Origin of the sequence: Flavobacterium piscis (assembly GCF_001686925.1) — a bacterium.
GTDB classification, from domain to species: domain Bacteria; phylum Bacteroidota; class Bacteroidia; order Flavobacteriales; family Flavobacteriaceae; genus Flavobacterium; species Flavobacterium piscis.
This window is the reverse complement of record NZ_LVEN01000027.1, coordinates 100,854-119,967: the sequence shown is the minus strand read 5'-3', so window position 1 is coordinate 119,967 and position 19,114 is coordinate 100,854. Positions and strand designations below refer to the sequence as shown.

Here is a 19,114-nt window from a genome sequence, read left to right as displayed (position 1 = left end):
CAGATTACAAAATTAATTATTTAAGTCGCATTTAAGATGGTAAAACTAAAAAAGTATAACGGATTTTTAAAACTTTTTGTTATATTCTTAACACTTTTTTTTATAACTTCTTGCAGTCAGAGAAATTACAATCTGACGAAGATAGAAGGAAAACAACTTCCGATCACTGAAAAAAACGCTGAAACTCCAGCAATTGAAAACTTTATCAAACCTTATCGCGATCATATCAATAAAGATTTAGACAGCGTTTTAGCTTACTGCCCGGAAACTTTGGATAAAAGTACGGGGAAATGGCAAACCAGTATTGGCTGTTTATTGGCTGATGTTTGTGTAGAAAGAGGAAATCTTGTTTTTAAAGCACGTGAGAAAAAAAGTATTGACTTATGTCTTTTAAATCATGGTGGAATTCGCGCTATTTTACCAAAAGGAAATGTAACGTCAAGAACTGCTTTTGAAATTATGCCTTTTGAAAATAATCTGGTTGTGATAGCTTTGAAGGGAGATCAAATTCTTGCAATTGCTGCTTATATTATTAAGGAGAAAAAACCTCAGCCTTTATCCGGAATGACATTTACAATTGCAAAAGATAATACAGCCAAAAATATTTTAATTCAGGGAAAACCTCTTGACGTTAACAAAGTTTATTATGTGGCTACAAATGATTATTTAGCAAACGGCGGAGACAGCATGAGTTTTTTCGCCAAAGGCGTTGAAAAATTTGACCTGAATTATAAACTTCGAAATGTATTGATTGATTATTTTAAAGAAGTTGATACAATTCCGGTAGCAAAAGACATTCGAATTACTGAAGAATAAAAAGATCAAGCGCATATTTAGAATTAAAAAGCAAATCATTTCTATGCGCGTAAAAAAGTTTTAGTCACAGATTAAAGGATTAAAAATCTATGTCAATCTTTTAATCTGTCGCAAAAAAAATTAACAAAATAAAACATCGTTTCCGCAAAAATATATAAAATGAAAAGAAGAGAATTTATCGAAAAAACAGCTGCAAGTACTGCCTTATTAAGTTTAGGTTTGTCATTAAGCAGTTTTGAAACTAACGATATCAAGCACTTAACGATTCTACATACTAATGATGTTCACAGCCACATCGATCCGTTTCCGGCTGATGATCCTCGTAACCCAAACAAAGGTGGTGTATCGCGAAGAGCAGCTCTTATAGAAACTATTCGTCAGGAAAATCCAAATGTTCTTTTGCTTGATGCAGGCGATATTTTTCAGGGAACTCCGTACTTTAATTATTATGGCGGGGAACTCGAATTCAAATTGATGAGTATGATGAAATATGATGCATCGACTATTGGAAATCATGATTTTGATAACGGACTCGATGGTTTATATGCTCAAATGCCGCATGCTACTTTTGAATTTATTAATTCTAATTATGACTTTAAAAACACAGTCATGAACGGACTTGTAAAACCGTATAAGATTTTTTACAAAAACGGCATTAAGGTTGGTGTTTTTGGTGTAGGAATTGAACTTGCAGGTTTGGTAGACAAACAAATGTACAAGGAAACTATTTACAATAATCCTGTCGAAATTGCTCAGGATATGACGCAATTGCTAAAGAAAGAAGAAAAATGTGATTTGGTGATTTGCCTTTCGCATTTGGGTTATAAATACAAAGACGACGAATCTAAAATTTCTGATTTAAAATTTGCGGCGCAAACTCAGGATATCGATTTAATTATTGGTGGTCATACGCATACCTTTTTAGATAAACCTACGATCGTAAAAAATAAAGCAGGTCAGGATGTTTTGGTAAATCAGGTGGGATGTTACGGAATAAATTTAGGCAGAATCGATTTTTATTTCGATAAAGATAAAGCACACACTAACCAGGGAAGATCAATTATTGTATAATATGTTTTTATGAATTTTGGCTTTTTCAATGAAATACTCTACCATAAAGAAATAAGCCAAAATTTGAGTAACGTCGCGGATTAAAACTAAAACAACTGAGTATGAAAAGTATCTGTTGAAAATGTAGAATATATCTGAAAAGATATAACTAATTGCCATTAGGGACATTATTAATGTTATCTGTGTTCCTTTTGTTATATAGCTTACAAATGAAAAATAACTTAAAACGCTTAGCACAATTCCGTAAAAAGCATAAACAATATTGAACTCCTTTACATTGTCGAACTGTAAACTCAAAACAGAAACGAGTAGATAAACAATAAAAACAATCACAATAGATACGGGCAAGATATCTTTTTTTGTCAATTTTATTTTTTCATGTTTTCTTATAAAAAGTGTTACTATTAAAAGATAAACTACTAAAAAACATAGTACTCCGCCAATTTCAGAAACCTCAACAGCCATTAAATCAAAAACCTGACCTACAAAGCAAAACAAAAAAATTAAACTTTCGCTTTTACTTATTTTAAACTCGCTGCTTATTAAAAAATAAATAAATATTGCCGGGAGAACAACGGCTTTCGCATAGATTGCAAAATTATTTTGTTGTGTACAATCGAATATAATTGTACACAGTAATGCTAAAAAGAATAAAATCAAAGACGGCTTATTCGCTTTCATTTAATTTGTTTATAAAATCTTCCTCAGACAAGATAGGGATATTTAATTTATTAGCCTTTTCTAATTTTGCAGGCCCCATGTTATCTCCGGCTACGACAAAATCTGTTTTGGCAGAAATTGAACTTCCCACTTTGCCTCCATTATCTTCAATGACATTTTTTAACTCATCTCTTGAAAATTGAGTAAAAACACCCGAAACAACGAATGTTTTTCCAACGAATTTAACGGTAGCATTTGGGTTGATTTTTTCAACAATTTCAAATTGAACGCCATAATTTTTTAAACGTTCAATAATTTTTTGATTCTCTTCGTTTTCAAAGAACTCAATTACACTTCTGGCAATTCTTTCTCCAATTTCATCTACCAAAATCAAATCCATTAAAGAGGCCTTGCTCAGTGCATCGATATTTTTATAATGCTTGGCTAATTTTTTAGCCACGGTTTCTCCCACAAAACGAATTCCGAGTGCGAACAATACGCTTTCGAATGGAATTTCTTTAGATTTTTCTACGCCGTTTACGAGATTCTCAGCAGATTTTTTTGCCATTCTTTCTAAGTGCAAAATATCCTCGACTTTTAATTCGTATAAATCGGCATAATTATGAACTAAACCATTCTTAAATAACAAAGCTACTGTTTCGCCCCCAAGACCTTCAATATCCATTGCTTTTCTTGAAATATAATGTTGGATTCTGCCTATAATCTGAGGAGGACATCCATAAAAATTAGGACAGTAATGGTTGGCTTCTCCCGCGTTTCTTTGTAATTCAGTTTCACAGATTGGACAATGTGTAATATATTTTGTTGGTTCAGAATTTTCCGGACGTTTTGATAAATCGACAGCGATAATTTTTGGAATTATTTCACCTCCTTTTTCAACAAAAACAGTGTCATTTATTCTGATATCTAATTTTTCTATTTGGTCTGCATTATGCAAAGAAGCTCGCTTTACAATTGTTCCGGCTAATTGTACAGGTGTTAAATTTGCAACAGGAGTTATTGCTCCTGTACGACCAACCTGATAGGTAATAGAATTTAATTGGGTTGAAACCTGTTCTGATTTGAACTTGTAAGCTATTGCCCAACGAGGTGATTTTGCAGTATATCCTAATTCATTTTGATAATAACAATCATTAACTTTAATTACAACACCGTCTGTCTCATAAGGCAAATTATATCTTGCTTCATCCCATTTTTCAATAAATTTAAGAACGCCTTCCATGTTTGATGCAAATTCAAATTCTTTAGGAACTTTAAACCCCCATCTATCTGCACATTCTAAAGCTTGTTCCTGTGTATTCCAACACATATTTTCACTTGTAGCTCCTGTTAAAAAATATAATAAACATTCTAAAGGTCGCTTAGCTACCTCAGCACTATCTTTCAGTTTTAAACTTCCAGAAGCTGTGTTTCTTGGATTTGAATAAGGTGTCTCTCCAATTTCAATTAAATCTTTATTCATTTTTTCGAAACCGGCAAAAGGTAAAATAATTTCACCTCTAATCTCAAATTTATTAGGATAATCATTCCCTTTTAGTTTTTTAGGAACCGTTGTTATAGTCCGAATGTTATTAGTAACATCATCTCCCTGAAATCCATCTCCACGAGTTAATGCTCTATGGAGTTTTCCATCAATGTAAGTTATACTTATTGAAGCTCCATCATATTTTAATTCACATACATATGATAACTCCGAATCAATACCTAAAAATTTCTTATTTCTCTTTTCCCATTCAAATAAATCTTCTTTTGAATATGAATTTTCCAAAGAATACATTCTATTTTCATGTGGAAAAGTTTGAAATTTATTAATAACAGAACTACCCACTTTTTGCGTTGGAGAATTTTCGTCAAAAAATTCCGGGTGTTTGTTTTCTAAATCCTGAAGCTCTTTTAGTTTTATATCAAAATCGTAATCAGAAATTGTGGCATTATCTAACACGTAATAATTGTAATTGTGCTGATTAAGTTCGTCTCTTAAAGTCTGAATGGTGTCTTGAATATTCATATAATATTAAAATACTGGAGGTTGTGATTTAGAATAACTGAACATCAAAATTAGGATTATTTTTGTTGAAAAACAGCAAAAAATGAAACTTTTATAAAATCAAAAATCAAGTTGCAAAACGATGCAACTTGATTTTCTTCTTGCCCATTATTCTTAAAAAGAATTAAACAAAACCAACTTCCAAATGGTTTCTTCGCTCTATGTTTTTATTCTAATAATCCCCAAATTACAAGAACAAAACCATAAAACTATTTTTGAATAATGATAAAGTCTGATCTTCTGTTTAATAAATGTTCTTCTTCAGTACATTTTACTCCATTTTTACACTTATTAATTAATCGGCTTTCGCCATAACCAATTGCGCTTTCTATTCTCGAAGCGTCAATACCCTGTGCTACAATATAATCACGTGTCGATTTTGCTCTGTTGTCTGAAAGTTTCAGGTTATAAGCATCTTTTCCTCGGGAATCTGTATGAGACTCGATTTTGATACGGATATTAGGAAACTTTCGCATAATATAAACTACTTTGGCCAATTCATCAACTGCCTTAGGGGTTATATCGAATTTATTGTAATCAAAATAAATGGGGTTAACATCTACTTTTTCTACCCCTTTCTTTTTCACTACAAGATCATCGTAATTACTTAGTTCGAAATTAACATCGGTAATTTCTGCTTCATTTTCCTTTGTAGTTTCTACCGTTTTTTCATCGTTACTATAATTTGTTTTTGAAGCCACTAGTCGAACTGTTTTATTACAAGGCACTGTAACAGCATATTTACCTTCGTAATTTGTTTTTGTTTCTGCCAGAATCTCATTGTATGAATTATACGCCACAATGGTCACGTCTGTTATTGGTGATTTTGATTTGTGATCGATTGCTTTACCTGAAATATTCTGGTTGCAAACTGGTTCTCCTTTTATGAAAGAATAAATATCATCATCGCCTTTACCGCCTGCTCTGTTAGAAGAGATATAACCATAAGTACCCGTTTTATCAATAACAAAAGTAAAATCGTCTTTGTTACTGTTTATAGGAGCTCCTAAATTTTTTGGTGTAGAAAAACTTCCATCTGATAAGAAAGTACTTTGATATACATCCAGATCTCCCAAACCATAATGTCCGTCTGAAGAAAAATAAAGTATTCCGTTGCGGAAAAACGGAAAAAGATCATTACCGATAGTATTGATTTTAGGACCGAGATTTTGAGGTGAACTCATCGTTCCGTCATCTGCAATTTTCACCACATACAAATCGGTTTCGCCATAACCTCCGGGCATATCTGATGCAAAGAAAAGCCATTGTCCGTCATCGCTTAAACTAGGATGCCCAACAGAATAGTCATTATTGTCAAAGAAAACTTTTTGTGGATTTTCTACTTTTCCATCTACTATTGAACCTTTAAGGATTTGAAAATTATTAACACTATTTCCATCAGTAACTAATTTGTTTTTCTTGACAATATTCGAGGAGTAATAAATTGTTTTTCCGCTGGCATCAAAACTTGCTGTTGCTTCATGATATTTTGTCATTATATTGGGTATAAACAATGCATCATTAAACAAACTTCCGTCGGCTGGATTTCTCTCAGCTACATACAAATTTAGAAAAGGCTGATTGTTCCAATTATACAATTTATCTGCAAACCTTGTTGTATCTCTAGCCGATGTAAATACGATTCGATCCTGATAGAAAGTAGCTCCAAAATCTGATTTACTGGTATTGATATCTAAATTTTTAATGGAATAAAGAGACTTCGCTTTCGCCAGACTATCCAACTGCTTTTTTTGAGCCACGTATCTGTTGATTTCTTTCTGATCTCCTTTTTTGTTTAGATATTCTTTCGTGATTTTATCTGCATCATCATAATCCATCACCGCTTTCATTGACTGGATATAACGCAGGTAATAGATATCTGTTAAATTATTGCCTTGTACTTCATACAATCTTTTATACCATTTTAAAGCATTTCTGGCATCTGAAATAAAGTAATACGAATCTGCAGCATTTTTTAACGTTTGAGCCGACGGATTTTCGATATTTTGCAGACATTCTTCGTAAGCTTTAGAAGCGTCTACATAAGAATAGTTTTTAAACAATGCATCGGCCTTTTTTAAATTAGTCTTTTGAGCAAAACTGAAAGTAATGCTCAAGACTAAACTAAGGATATATAGTTTTTTCATAGGGTTTTAGATTTAGAAGAATCGAGGAGATTTAATTTTACTTTGGTTTTTAGTAAATTGATAACGCAGAATGATTTCGTGAGAACCATCGTTGTATTTGTTCAATTCACTAACTGTGTAATCAAAAGCATACCCAATATAGAAACTTCTGGATATTTGAAAACCCGCCAATATACTCACAGAATCATCTGTTCGATACGATCCGCCAATTACAAATTTCTCTGCAATCATGAAATTCGCCGATATATCAGCTGTAAGCGGTGCTCCATTTACTGCTTTTACCAAAAATGCCGGCTTAAACTTTAAATTCGGATTCAAATCAAAAACATAACCTCCCATTAAATAATAATGCAAACGATCGTAATCTATAGATTCCTGAACATCGTCGTAATAACTATTTTCTATAAAACTTGGAATTGAGAAACCTAAATACCATTTATCAGTATAATAGTAAATCCCTGCTCCTACAGCTAATTTCATTTGATTATCTATGTTTTGATTTAGCAAAACATCATTATTATTATAATATCTACCCTTAGACCAGTCTATATTCAGCATTCGCATACCGGCTTTAAGACCAAATGCTAACCTTTTTTCATATCCTAAAGGAATTGAATAAGAGAAGTTACCATCAACATACAATTCGTTTGAAGGACCAATTTTGTCATTAACGACGCTTAACCCTAAACCAATCATCTCGTTTCGAAGCGGTGAGTGAATAGAAAACGACTGTGTTTCTGGAGCTCCATCAATTCCAACCCATTGAGAACGGTGTAAAAGTGTTGCTTCTAATGTACCGGTAGACCCAGCATAAGCTGGATTTACCGACATTGTATTGTACATATATTGTGTGTACTCCGGATCCTGTTGCGCACTGGCACAAAATGTAATAAAAGAACATATTAAGATGAAATACGTTTCTAATGATTTTATATATAGTTTCATAACGATACTTATTAAGTTTAATTAATTAGATGATTAATACAGTGATTATCTCATTATAGATAACCAGCCTTTTTTAACCGTTCCATCTCCAATGGTTATCACATAAAAATAAGTACCTGTTGGCAGCATATCTCCTCTATTAATAACTCCGGATACATTGGCCGTTCCGTCCCAATCATTTTCATAATGTTGTTTACTATATACTAATGAACCGTATCTGTTATACACTTTCAACTCGTTGTTTGGATAGGATTCGATACAATCAATTCTGAAAAGATCATTCGCTCCGTCATTGTTTGGAGTAAATTCATTGTACACTGTCAAACAAACCGGTACAACAGTAACTGAAGCTGAATTGTTTGATGCATCAACATCTAAAGGAGTCGAAATTTCGACCGTTGCAACATTTGTATAATTACCGCTTGGCAATACTTCTGCAACAATTGTAAGTACTACGCTTTGTCCTGCGTTTAAAGCTGGAATTGTCCAAAGCTGTGTAGTTAAATCATATGTTCCTGCAGTTGTACTGGCGCTAACTAAATCAAATCCGCTTGGTAATAATTCGCTAACTATCGTATTTATAAAATTACCTTCGCCAACATTGTTCACCGTTACAGTAAAGGTAATCTGCTCTCCAAAATTAGGTGCAGGGTTATTAACTGTATTGGTTATTGTTAGATCAGAACAAGTAGCTACGTTTACATTTAATGATTTGATGGTTCTTTCATTACATGTATTAATGTAAGCAACACTCACTTTTCCAGGTCCAATATCCGACCACGATACGGTTACAGTTCCGTCAGCATTTCCTCCGCCAGAAGTAATGGTACCGTTTTCGATTGTCCAGATATAATCTGATTTTCCGTTAGCAATAGAATATGTAATTCCCTGGAAAACACATGGTGTATCATCTGTAGTAGTGATTGGAACCATTGCATCATTTTCAAAAGAAACTGCCACTCCTAATCTGGAAACTCCATCACAACCATTCGTTGTATTGCTAAGTGCTGCAGCATAATATGTTGTCGCTGTAAGCGGTGTATTTGCTGCTAGCGGTGTACCTCCATTTGCAGAAGTATACCATACTACATTTGCTTCATTTACAACTATATCTTCTATTGATGGAACTGCTGATAAACAGAATGTCTGAGTTGTTCTTGGCGTAGTCACTAGAAGTGGTGTATTTATAATTACCGTAATTGCTAATCGTACCGGATTTTCGCAACCTGATCCACTTGCAACAACACCGTAATAAACACCATTCGCTAAATCTGCTGTTGATGGAATTGCTGTTCCTCCTGTCGGTGTACTGTACCAAATTACATTGGATTCATTTACCTGAATATTAGCAACTTTTGGTGCATTTACAGAACAGAAGTTTTGAGTTAGTGAATTCGTTGTTGGAGTCGCCATTGGATTTACAATGGTAATACTAACCATTAAACGAGTTGCGCTTTTACATCCTGTTACCGGTTCTGTAATCTCTCCATAATAAGTACCAGAAGTTAAAGCTGTAGCTAAAGGAATTGCTGTTCCTCCGGTATCAGTAGTAAACCATGATACATTGCTTTCATTGACCTGAATACTTGCAAATGTTGGATTACTGGTTGAGCAGAAATTTTGCGCTGTATTATTTGTTGTTGGATTATTTGAATTTCCAACAGTAACAGTTACTTTTAGTCTGACACTGCTTTCACAATTGGTCGTTGCATCTTTTAATGCTGCAAAGTAGTCTCCGCTTACTAAAGCTGCTGTCGACGCAATTGGTGTTCCTCCATTTTCTGTACGATACCAAACTATATTACTTTCGTTAACCTGAATACTCGCAACAGTTGGATTATTTCCTGAACAGAAAGTCTGACTCGCCTGAGTAGTTGTTGGTGTAACAGGATCTGTTACATTAATCGTTACAGGTAGTCTTAGTACACTCTCACATCCTGAAGCGTCTCTTATAGCTGCATAATATGTTCTGCTTGTTAATACTGTAGTTGATGGAATTAAATTTCCTCCGTTTAAAGCATCATACCAAACTATATTTGTCTCATTTAACTGAATACTTGCAATTGTTGGCGCATTAACCAAACAGAAATCTTGTGTGGCATCTGCCGTTGTTGGTGTTCCGGGATCGTTAACATTTACTGTTATTGCTGATCGAACTGAGCTCTCACAACCTAGTAAATCCTTTATAGCACCGTAGTAAATTGTTCCATTAACTAATGCAGTTGTTGGATCTAATGAAGTTCCGCCTGACGAAGCAAGATACCAAACTACATTCACCTCATTTGCCTGAAGATTAGCTACTGTTGGCTGATCTGCTGAACAGAAATTCTGAGGATTATTTGTTGATGTTGGAGTTGGAGGATCATTAACGATTACAGTTGCAACTTTAAGTTCTCCGTTTTTATTCTGACAAGTATTATCACTTGTTACGGCAACATAATATGAAACAGGACTCATTGCAGCGGTTAAACCAGTAGCGGTTAAAGTTCCATTTACAGCATTAACCGCATAAGTTACTCCATTGATTACTGAACTATCAAAGATAGGTTGCGTTTTATTAGCATCTAAATACCAAAAGAAAACCGGACTTGTTAATGCAGTTGTTGGTGTTAACGTTGCAGGTGTACCAAGACAAATAGAAGCGTTATTTACATCAATATCAGATTCAAGAGAACTTGGTAATATGGTAAATGTTACCTGTTTTCTATCGGCAGCTGCAGTTTCACAATATTCATCTGCACTAACTCCTACGTAATAAGTATAAGTTCCTGGAATTAATCCATTTAACATCAATTTAGGAGTAGTTTCGCCAGCTATTAACTGACTTGTTGTGCCGTTGAAACTATACCAATAATATATCTGATTAGTAAGAGTTGTTGCGCCATTTAAAATAGCATCTAATGTTACTGTACCAGTTTCAGAACAAATTATAGTACCAGGTCCTCCGTTTACTGTTACGTTTGCTATCGCAGCAGCAGGAGTAGTTGCTCTAACCACAACTGTTACTTCTCCTCTTTCTAAAGCAGCACAACCGTAACGAATTGGCTGAACATAATACTTATAAGTACCCGCTGCCAAAGTAGCAGGAAGTGTGTAGGTTTGACCACTTGTTAGAGGAGTTCCTCCAATTGGGGTATCGTACCATGCATAATCAGCACAAGATTTTGGCGTAACTGCGAGCGTAATTGCTGCTCCGGGACAAACTGTGATTTTATTATCCGGATCGCTCCCAATGACTTTAGTATTGGTTACACGATCAATAGTATGCACTCTAAGCTGATCTAAAACATTTGCAACTCCTCCTAAAGTAATCACAACTTTATCATATGGCTGTGTTTGAGGTGAAACAATTGTCATGGCCATAGTATCTCCTGCAAGTAATTTTAAGGTCAGCAAATTTCCATCATTGCCTTGTATTGGTGGACCAACAGCAATATTTCCGGAATAAAGCTGAATACTAAGTCCTGAAAGTACGCCAAGACTTAAAAGAGTTCCAGGTTTAGAAATTGTAATTCTTAGACTGTCTCCCACCATAGATGGTGTTCTAAAAGTGGTTGTTAGTTCAGCATCTGCAAGAACTCCTACTCCATTAAACATTGTAGCGTATGTTGCTACATCTCCATCGGCGACATTCCAAGGGTTAGAAACACCTACAGTAGCTGTTAACACGCCAAGTCCTGCCTGCTCTTTTGCACCAGAGAAAATATCTTCGATATCGCCTTGACCACAAGCAATTTGTGTTACTTGTTTTTTATAGTAAGCATCATAAACATTAATGTTTTGTGCTACACTTAAAACAGATCCGAGTTGAACTCGGATACCATCATAATCCTGAACCCCAGCAGTATTTGAAGGAACAAATGTATATTCGAATGAATTTTGACCTGGTAATAAAGTCAATAATGATCCTGATACAGATTGTAAAGTTCCAATATCAACAGGATTGTTAGATCCATCACGTTTTGTTCCTATAACCGAAATACTTCCTCCTACCGCAAGTAAACTATTTTGTAAACCGAGTTTAACTGTTACCGGAGTTCCTTTAGCTATAGTGGTTGGCCATTGTAGATTTTGCCATGTTGTACCAATACCTAAAAGTCCTAAACCTGTAGTTATTGTTGAATAAGTACTAGGATCAGTATCTACCGCCAAAGGTCCGCTTGTTACAGCTCCGGTAATAATTGATCCTGATAATTCAGTATTAGCATAAACTCTTTCTAATAATGTATCGCAAGTAGCGGGATCAATAACATTAATGGTTACTGTCTGACTGGTAGTACAAGTTCCATTTGCATTAGTAGCAACTACTGTATAAGTAAAAACACCAACAGTATTTAGTGGCCCAACAATATTTGAAGACAATAAATTTCCTTGTGGATCATACCAGGTTATTGTTCCGTTTGACGTTGCATTTAATGTAACTGAAGAATCTTTTATAACAGCTATTGAACTTGTTACACCTGTTAGTGTTGGCAACGGATTTATTGTTACCACTACCGGTAATTTCACAGATGGACAATCAACACCAGCTGTTTGAGCCTGAATAAAATAAGTGCCATCAGCAACAATATTTGCAGCCGCCACATCTGTAATTGGATTATTTGAAGCATCAAAAAAAGTATAAGTAGTATTTCCTGATGTATCAAAATTTGTAATAGCATCTCTTAAATTTACTTTAGCACAACCAGCAAATGGGGATGAAACTGTTAAAGCTGAACCTGCAGGATAATTTACGACAACTTCTTTTAAAGTTCCGTTTATATTCTCGCAAGTTCCTCCGTTAAGAACAGATACATAATAAGTATAAGGCGAATTAGCGGCAGTAAGTCCGTTAATGGTTAAAGCTCCCGTTGAAGGATCTATAGTTCCCGCCACAACTTGTGTTTTATTTTGATCTAAATAATATTTAAATGTTGCTCCTGCTAAAGCAGATGTTGGAGTCAATACTACAGTTCCATTACAAGAGGCAGTCAAAGGACTTGCAATTGTAATATCCGCAGCAGTTGGGATAGGCAATACTGTAATCGTTACAGGCTGACGAACGCTATTTACACATCCTGAACGAGTAGCTTCTACATAATAAATTGTAGTAGTTGTAAAAGAAATAGGTGAACTAACATTAACTTCAGTTCCACCTGTTGGAGCATCATACCATTTAAATAGTTCAGTTCCTAAAGTAGAAGATGCCGACAATGTGGTAGTTCCTCCTGCACAAATTGGATCCGCTGCTCCTGATATTGTAGCATTTGGAAATCTATAAGAAGCTCCATAAACATTCAAAGTAGTTAATAAGCCAACTAATGCTCCCAATCTAATCTCAACTTTATCAAATGCTGCAGTTGCCGGATAACTAACTTTAAATTTGTTTCCTGACAATACTTGCAGATTCAATATACTATTATTTACTGCAAGTCTTCCAGGATTTTCGGTCCCTAGATAAGAAGTTCCTATACTTACAGATCCTAGCAATGCAATATCAGCAAGACCGCCAGGCAATTCTAATTCAACATCAATAATGTCGCCTGCCTGCCCCGGAGTAGTAAACTCTAACGCTTGTTGAATATAGGAATTAAGTACTCCTGCAGTGATAGTTAAGCTAGAAAAATTATTTGGATCTGCATCAACAGCGTTAGCTCCGTTATTACCATTACATAAAACACATAATAACCCAGGGTCAACAGTTATTGCTTGTGCACTTGGTTTCAAACAACTACTAACTGTATTAGTAACCAATACATTAATTGCAGTTCGTGAACTACTTTTACAATCTGATGCTCCGGCTACAGTCTCAACATAAAATGTTTTATTTGTTGTTACAACCGGATTGGGTATATAAGTACTGGAACTTGCTTGTAAAAGATTTCCTCCAGTAGCTGCGTCATACCAATTATAATTCATGCCCGCCTCAGCCGTAACGGCTAACATTACAGTCTGACCAGGTTGAATAATAACACTCGAAGATACCGGAACAGGTGCTGAAGGTCTTGAATTTACATTAACACTGACAGGTGTACGTGTGCTTACACAACTTCCAATTACAGCTTCAACATGATAAGTAGTAGGAGCAGTTAAATTTGGTGTGGTGTAAGAAGTACCTGTAAATACCAGATTTCCTGCAGTAGCTGCATCATACCATCTGTAAGTTGTACCCGCAACAGGTGATTGAATAGTTATTGTTGTTGATTCTCCACTACATAAATTTAAAGGCACAACACTAATTGTTGATGGCGCAACAGGATTACTTACTGTAACAGTAACAGGGTTTCTTTCACTGTTTACACAATTACCGCGAGTAACTTCTACATAATAAGTAGCATCAGCAGTCAAAGCCGGAGTTGTATAAGAGGGAACACTGCTCAATAGGTTTCCGCCTGTTAAGGCATCGTACCATTTGATTGTTTCGCCCAAAGCTAAATTTGCTGTCAAAGTTGTAGTTTGTCCGCCGCAGATTGCAGTGTTACCTGCAAATGTTGGTGCTTTATATCTGTAAGATGCCTGATAAATATCTAAATTAGTTAATGCTGAAACCAAACCACCTAACCTAACCTCAACACGATCAAAATTTGCACCGGCAACGATGCTCGCTTTAAATCGGTTTCCTGATAGCAGCTGTAAAGTAACCAAAGTATTATTATTAGTTGAAACTCTGTCATTGTTATACGTTGCACCGTTGTAAGTTGCCAGACTAACGGCTCCTAACAATGAAAGGTCAGCAATTCCCCCCGGTAACTCCAATTCAACATCTACAATATCTCCTGCTAAACCAGGATTATTAAATTGTAATGTTTGCTGAATCCATCCGTTTAATAAGCCAACCGGAAGAGTAAGCCTTGCAGCTGTAGTCGTATTACCATCAACTGAATTGTTTGGCGTTGTGGAAAAACAAAGTAAGCAAAGTCCGTTTTGAGTGGTCTGCTGACTATTTGCTTCTAAGCAACCACCCAACGCAGCAGCTATAACCGTTACCGGAACAGGAACTCTCGTTGCACTCACACATCCTCCAGCAAGATTAACAGATTCAACATAATAGGTTTTACTTGCTGTTAAAATAGGAGTTGTAAAAGTATTAGAATTAGCTAATAATTTAGTTCCTCCAGAAGCAGCATCATACCAGTCTAAACTAACACCCGGTTCAGCTGTAGAAGCACTTAAAGTTGCATTCTGACCAGAAATTATCGAGACACTTTGTGTTAATATCGTCGCAGGTCCAGGAACGGGAGTCGAAGTGACATTTACCTGAGTACGTGTCGATTTACATGTACCAATAGATGCCTCCACATAAAAAGTAGAAGTACCTGTAGGCACAGTTGGTGTATACGTACTTCCAGTAGTTAGAAGTGTACCTCCTGTTTGAGCATCATACCAGGAATAAGTTGTTCCTAAAACCGGATTTACAACTGATAAAGTAGTTGCCTGAGTTGCTCCAGCTGAACAAATAGTCGTACCAGTAGTACTAACTACAGGTACTATGGGTTCAATAACATTAATCGTTACAGGTAATCGCTGATCACTTTCGCAACCAGCAATTCTTGAAGTACTTACATAATAAGTAGTCGAAGCTGTTAAAGCTGGCGTTGTATAACTACCAGTTGTAGAAAGCGGTGTAATCGCTGTTGGCGAATCATACCAGGATATTGTAGTACCCGCAGCTGCAGTAGCCGAAAGCGCTATTGATTGTCCGAAACAAACGGATTGTGTTTCTCCATTAGTAATAGTAGGTTTTGCAAATTGCAAACGCACATCATATACTCTTAAATTAATTAGCAGACTTACAAGTCCCCCTGTTTGAATTTTTATCTGATTTGCATCTGATGTTAAAGTATACTTTACAACATTAATATTCTCTCCATTATCTAACAGTTGAAGATTTACTAATCCGCTCAAAGGAACAGCACTTCCTGCAGAGGCACCCGATAACAAAGGCTGAATAGTTGAATTTGCTAATACTCCTGCACTTATTAGAGCACTACCATTACCGTAATATAATACAATTTGATCTCCTGCTTTTGCAGTTTGATTAAAGGTTACCGTTTCCTCAGCAAAACAAGCTACGCCCAAAGAATTTGTGATAGTTGCATAAGTATTTAAACTAGAATCATAAGCTAGCGTAGGATTACTTACTCCGGTAGTACCTAAACATACTCCACCAGTATCAGTACTGTGTGTGGTTGGTCTACAAAAGGTCTGGGCAAAGTTTTTATTACTTATAAGAAATAAAAACAATAAAAGCCATACGGCCAACAATCTCTTCTTTACGATGAGATCATAAAAAGTAGAATTTTTTTTCATAATTTGGAAGATTAGAAAATGGACAATAAAATACCTGTTGCGATAAGCACGTATGCTTAGGCAATTCTTAAAAACAATAAAATCAACTAGTTAAAATGAAATTTAAATTCGTAGTATACTAAGAATGTAAACTGCATTTCGATAAAAAAATCATGTCGTATTGCGTATACCGAAGTATACTAAAGAGCAGTTTTTATTCCTGTAGAATAAAAAATGTCCGGAAAAATTTAGGAAATATTGATCTGAATCAATCTTCCAGAAGGAGTGATTTGTTGCAGGATTAATTTTCATAAAAGAAAATTTAAGTTGAGTAGAACTGGGGGAATTCTTAATATATAGTATGATTCAATATCTATAGAAAGTTGATTAGGCAATCTGTAAATTTTGTTGTTTTAGAATTAATTCTAAAAATTGAATCATTATGCTTATTAAGAAGCACTTCCTGATTTAAAAATATTAAATACAAAAAGGTCTTCACCAACAAAGACTCCGATTGGGCTTTGAAAATAAAAAACGTGTATAACTATAAAATTGTTGAAAAAAGTTTGCACTTATTAAAAAATCGGATTTCAAGAAAAATCGATTAATTCTGATACAGATAAAAAACAAAGTCAAAATAATAGGAATAATTAATGCAAACCTGATAAAGAGAGTAAATGTCAATTCCATAAGCGAATTAATTAAGTTATTATTTAAATATTCAGTTTCAATTAAAGTTTCAAGGAAGAATGCTTTTCAATTAAAATAACAATAAAAATCATCTCACTTTTTATGCATTTCAAAAAATAAAAAACTGCTTTGTTTAACTTTCATATTCTAAAATTAGAAAAAACAAAAATGTAAAACAAGCATAAAATTCTTATTTTTTTAAATTTTAAAAACAAAATAGTCATAAAAAACAATCGAAACATCAGAAAAACCTACAGCTTTAACATAAAAATGAATGTTATAAACATCATAAAAAAATCTAATTATTTTTTGTTAAAAAAGTACAAAGTAAGTTTTATATTACTTTTAATGGTTAATATTCGATTAAAACACAAAGAAAAAAGTTAATTTGAAAAGCAAAACCTACATTTTATTTACTAAAGAAGAATTCTTTACACTATTCAAAAAAAACGAGTAAAAATACGGGGTCAAAAAAGAATAAAAGTTTAAACAAAAGTTAAAATAATAAAAAAAAGGCAAATAATTAGAGATCAATTATTTACCTTTTAAAAAATATATTTTGTAAAATTAAGACTCGATAATAGTATTAATTTGAGTAAATAACTGTCCATCGCTTAAAAAAGCTCCTTGTTGGATCAATTCAAAAATAGAAGCATTTCTGTCTTCTGTAAATACTTTTTTTCCTACTTTCATTTCTATGTTTTCTGTAAACATATTATCACTTAACCATTGCAATCCGTCTTTGGTAAGAAAATCAGTTTCAGGAACCAATGACTTTAAAACTATAGATTGTACATCTTTTTCAAAACACTTGAACAGGAAAATATGATTCCTGGAGAAATGCTCTAAATACTCCGCTCTTGACAACACACCTTCCCAAATTAAATCGGAGAAAACATCCAGTTCTTGTTCAGCCACTTCCGGCTTATTTATTTTAATAGAATCCCACTCTGCCTTATCAATAGTTTGTGTAGCTAAAAAATTAGCGAATTCTGCGTGCAATTCATCAAATTGCTCTTTTGTTAATCTTGCGTACTTCATTTTCTTTTTAGGCTTTATGCCTTACGCTATATGCTTTAAGCAAGATGCTTTGCGCAAATAACTTTAAGTCTGATTAATTATTATTTCTTTTAAACAAAAAAATCCCGATTCGCATCGGGATTTTTGTATCATATAAAAAACGATTACTTTTCAGCAACAATTTCGTATGGTAATTCAACGATTACATCTCTGTGTAAACGCACATTTGCAGTGTATTTACCAGTACGTTTAACGATACCGCTAGTGATGAATTTTCTATCGATTACTTGTCCACCTTTAGCTAAAGCTTCAGCGATATCAATATTCGTGATTGAACCGAATAATTTTTCACCACCTGCTTTTGCGAAAAGTTTAATTTCAATCGCTTTTAAAGTTTCAGCTAACGCTTTTGCATCAGCAACAACTTTAGCTTCTTTGTGAGCTCTTTGTTTTAGGTTTTCAGCCAAAACTTTTTTAGCAGAAGGAGTTGCTAAAGCAGCAAAACCTTGAGGAATTAAAAAGTTACGTCCGTAACCAGCTTTTACAGTAACTACATCATCTTTAAATCCTAGATTCTGTACGTCTTGTTTTAAAATAAGTTCCATGTTGTTGTCCTTTATTTGAGAAGTTAGGTTCCATCTTACCGGAAACCAACAACTATTCTTTTAATATTATTTTAATAAATCGGCCACGTATGGCATTAAAGCTAAGTGACGTGCTCTTTTTACAGCTACAGAAACTTTTCTTTGGTATTTCAATGAAGTTCCAGTTAAACGACGAGGAAGAATTTTTCCTTGCTCATTAACGAATTTCAATAAGAAATCAGCATCTTTATAATCGATATACTTGATTCCTGATTTTTTGAAACGACAGTACTTTTTAGTTTTGTTAGTTTCAATGTTTAAAGGCGTTAAATATCTGATATCTCCGTCTTTTTTTCCTTTTGCAGATTGCTCTATTGTAGACATAATAATTAAGCTTTAGTAGATTTTAATTTGGCTCTTCTTCTTTCAGCCCATGAAATAGCATGTTTGTCTAAACTTACAGTTAAGAAACGCATAACTCTTTCGTCACGTCTAAATTCAGTTTCAAAAGCAATTAGAACTTCTCCAGCTACTTTGAATTCGAATAAATGGTAAAAACCACTTTTTTTGTTTTGGATTTCGTAAGCCATTTTTTTCAGACCCCAATCCTCTTTCGATACCATTTCAGCTCCTCTACTAGTAAGAAATTCTTCAAATTTCGTTACTGTTTCCTTCACCTGAACCTCAGATAAAACGGGATTTAAAATGAAAACAGTTTCATAATGATTCATAAATATAATATTTATTTGTTAAAATTGGGTGCAAAAGTAACCATTTAATTTATATATACAACACTTTTTTGCTTTTATTCGTTGTAATGTAAAAAATGCAGGCTGATTTTAGTT

General features: G+C 34.3%; 11 protein-coding genes. 2 read left to right on the top strand and 9 right to left on the bottom strand.

The window, feature by feature from the left end; translation table 11 throughout:
• Positions 1-36 precede the first annotated feature (36 nt).
• Both FLP_RS11110 and FLP_RS11105 read left to right on the top strand, forming a co-directional pair.
• On the top strand, positions 37-816 hold the full coding sequence (locus FLP_RS11110; RefSeq protein ID WP_065449584.1) for a 5'-nucleotidase C-terminal domain-containing protein: 780 nt from the start codon (positions 37-39) through the stop codon (positions 814-816).
• A 159-nt stretch (positions 817-975) separates the two neighbouring features.
• Positions 976-1,887 carry a bifunctional metallophosphatase/5'-nucleotidase gene (locus FLP_RS11105; RefSeq protein ID WP_065449583.1) on the top strand — a complete coding sequence of 304 codons (912 nt, stop codon included), beginning with the start codon at positions 976-978 and terminating at the stop codon, positions 1,885-1,887.
• Here FLP_RS11105 and FLP_RS11100 read toward each other — a convergent pair.
• The 9 genes from FLP_RS11100 to rpsF form a co-directional block, all read right to left on the bottom strand.
• Positions 1,873-2,568: a lysoplasmalogenase family protein gene (locus FLP_RS11100; protein WP_065449582.1), complete on the bottom strand. Its 696-nt coding sequence runs from the start codon at positions 2,566-2,568 to the stop codon at positions 1,873-1,875. The genes FLP_RS11105 and FLP_RS11100 overlap by 15 nt on opposite strands.
• Positions 2,555-4,576, bottom strand: coding sequence for an NAD-dependent DNA ligase LigA (ligA, locus tag FLP_RS11095; protein ID WP_065449581.1), 2,022 nt, complete (start codon positions 4,574-4,576; stop codon positions 2,555-2,557). The genes FLP_RS11100 and ligA overlap by 14 nt, the downstream gene beginning before the upstream one ends.
• 248 nt (positions 4,577-4,824) lie before the next feature.
• The gene (locus tag FLP_RS11090; protein WP_065449580.1) at positions 4,825-6,762 is read right to left on the bottom strand and encodes an OmpA family protein; all 1,938 of its coding nucleotides are present in this window, start codon (positions 6,760-6,762) and stop codon (positions 4,825-4,827) included.
• A gap of 12 nt (positions 6,763-6,774) precedes the next feature.
• Complete coding sequence (locus tag FLP_RS11085) at positions 6,775-7,707, bottom strand: PorP/SprF family type IX secretion system membrane protein (RefSeq protein ID WP_065449579.1); 933 nt, start codon at positions 7,705-7,707, stop codon at positions 6,775-6,777.
• A 45-nt stretch (positions 7,708-7,752) separates the two neighbouring features.
• Entirely contained in the window at positions 7,753-15,996 is an 8,244-nt protein-coding gene (locus FLP_RS11080; RefSeq protein WP_065449578.1) for an Ig-like domain-containing protein, read from the bottom strand.
• Between the two features lie 1,236 nt (positions 15,997-17,232).
• Positions 17,233-17,706, bottom strand: a complete 474-nt coding sequence (locus tag FLP_RS11075; protein ID WP_065449577.1) for a DUF6495 family protein — start codon at positions 17,704-17,706, stop codon at positions 17,233-17,235.
• A 143-nt stretch (positions 17,707-17,849) separates the two neighbouring features.
• Positions 17,850-18,290: a 50S ribosomal protein L9 gene (gene rplI, locus FLP_RS11070; protein WP_065449576.1), complete on the bottom strand. Its 441-nt coding sequence runs from the start codon at positions 18,288-18,290 to the stop codon at positions 17,850-17,852.
• Positions 18,291-18,356: 66 nt separating this feature from the next.
• On the bottom strand, positions 18,357-18,653 hold the full coding sequence (rpsR, locus tag FLP_RS11065) for a 30S ribosomal protein S18 (protein WP_002987043.1): 297 nt from the start codon (positions 18,651-18,653) through the stop codon (positions 18,357-18,359).
• Positions 18,654-18,658: 5 nt separating this feature from the next.
• A complete protein-coding gene (gene rpsF / locus FLP_RS11060) occupies positions 18,659-19,000 on the bottom strand; it encodes a 30S ribosomal protein S6 (protein WP_007810575.1) in 342 nt (113 codons plus the stop codon).
• Positions 19,001-19,114 lie beyond the last annotated feature (114 nt).

Coding starts and splice junctions, on each gene's coding strand:
- FLP_RS11110 (WP_065449584.1), top strand. CDS start 37: ATGGTAAAACTAAAAAAGTATAACGGATTTTTAAAACTTTTTGTTATA.
- FLP_RS11105 (WP_065449583.1), top strand. CDS start 976: ATGAAAAGAAGAGAATTTATCGAAAAAACAGCTGCAAGTACTGCCTTA.
- FLP_RS11100 (WP_065449582.1), bottom strand. CDS start 2,568: ATGAAAGCGAATAAGCCGTCTTTGATTTTATTCTTTTTAGCATTACTG.
- ligA (WP_065449581.1), bottom strand. CDS start 4,576: ATGAATATTCAAGACACCATTCAGACTTTAAGAGACGAACTTAATCAG.
- FLP_RS11090 (WP_065449580.1), bottom strand. CDS start 6,762: ATGAAAAAACTATATATCCTTAGTTTAGTCTTGAGCATTACTTTCAGT.
- FLP_RS11085 (WP_065449579.1), bottom strand. CDS start 7,707: ATGAAACTATATATAAAATCATTAGAAACGTATTTCATCTTAATATGT.
- FLP_RS11080 (WP_065449578.1), bottom strand. CDS start 15,996: ATGAAAAAAAATTCTACTTTTTATGATCTCATCGTAAAGAAGAGATTG.
- FLP_RS11075 (WP_065449577.1), bottom strand. CDS start 17,706: ATGAAGTACGCAAGATTAACAAAAGAGCAATTTGATGAATTGCACGCA.
- rplI (WP_065449576.1), bottom strand. CDS start 18,290: ATGGAACTTATTTTAAAACAAGACGTACAGAATCTAGGATTTAAAGAT.
- rpsR (WP_002987043.1), bottom strand. CDS start 18,653: ATGTCTACAATAGAGCAATCTGCAAAAGGAAAAAAAGACGGAGATATC.
- rpsF (WP_007810575.1), bottom strand. CDS start 19,000: ATGAATCATTATGAAACTGTTTTCATTTTAAATCCCGTTTTATCTGAG.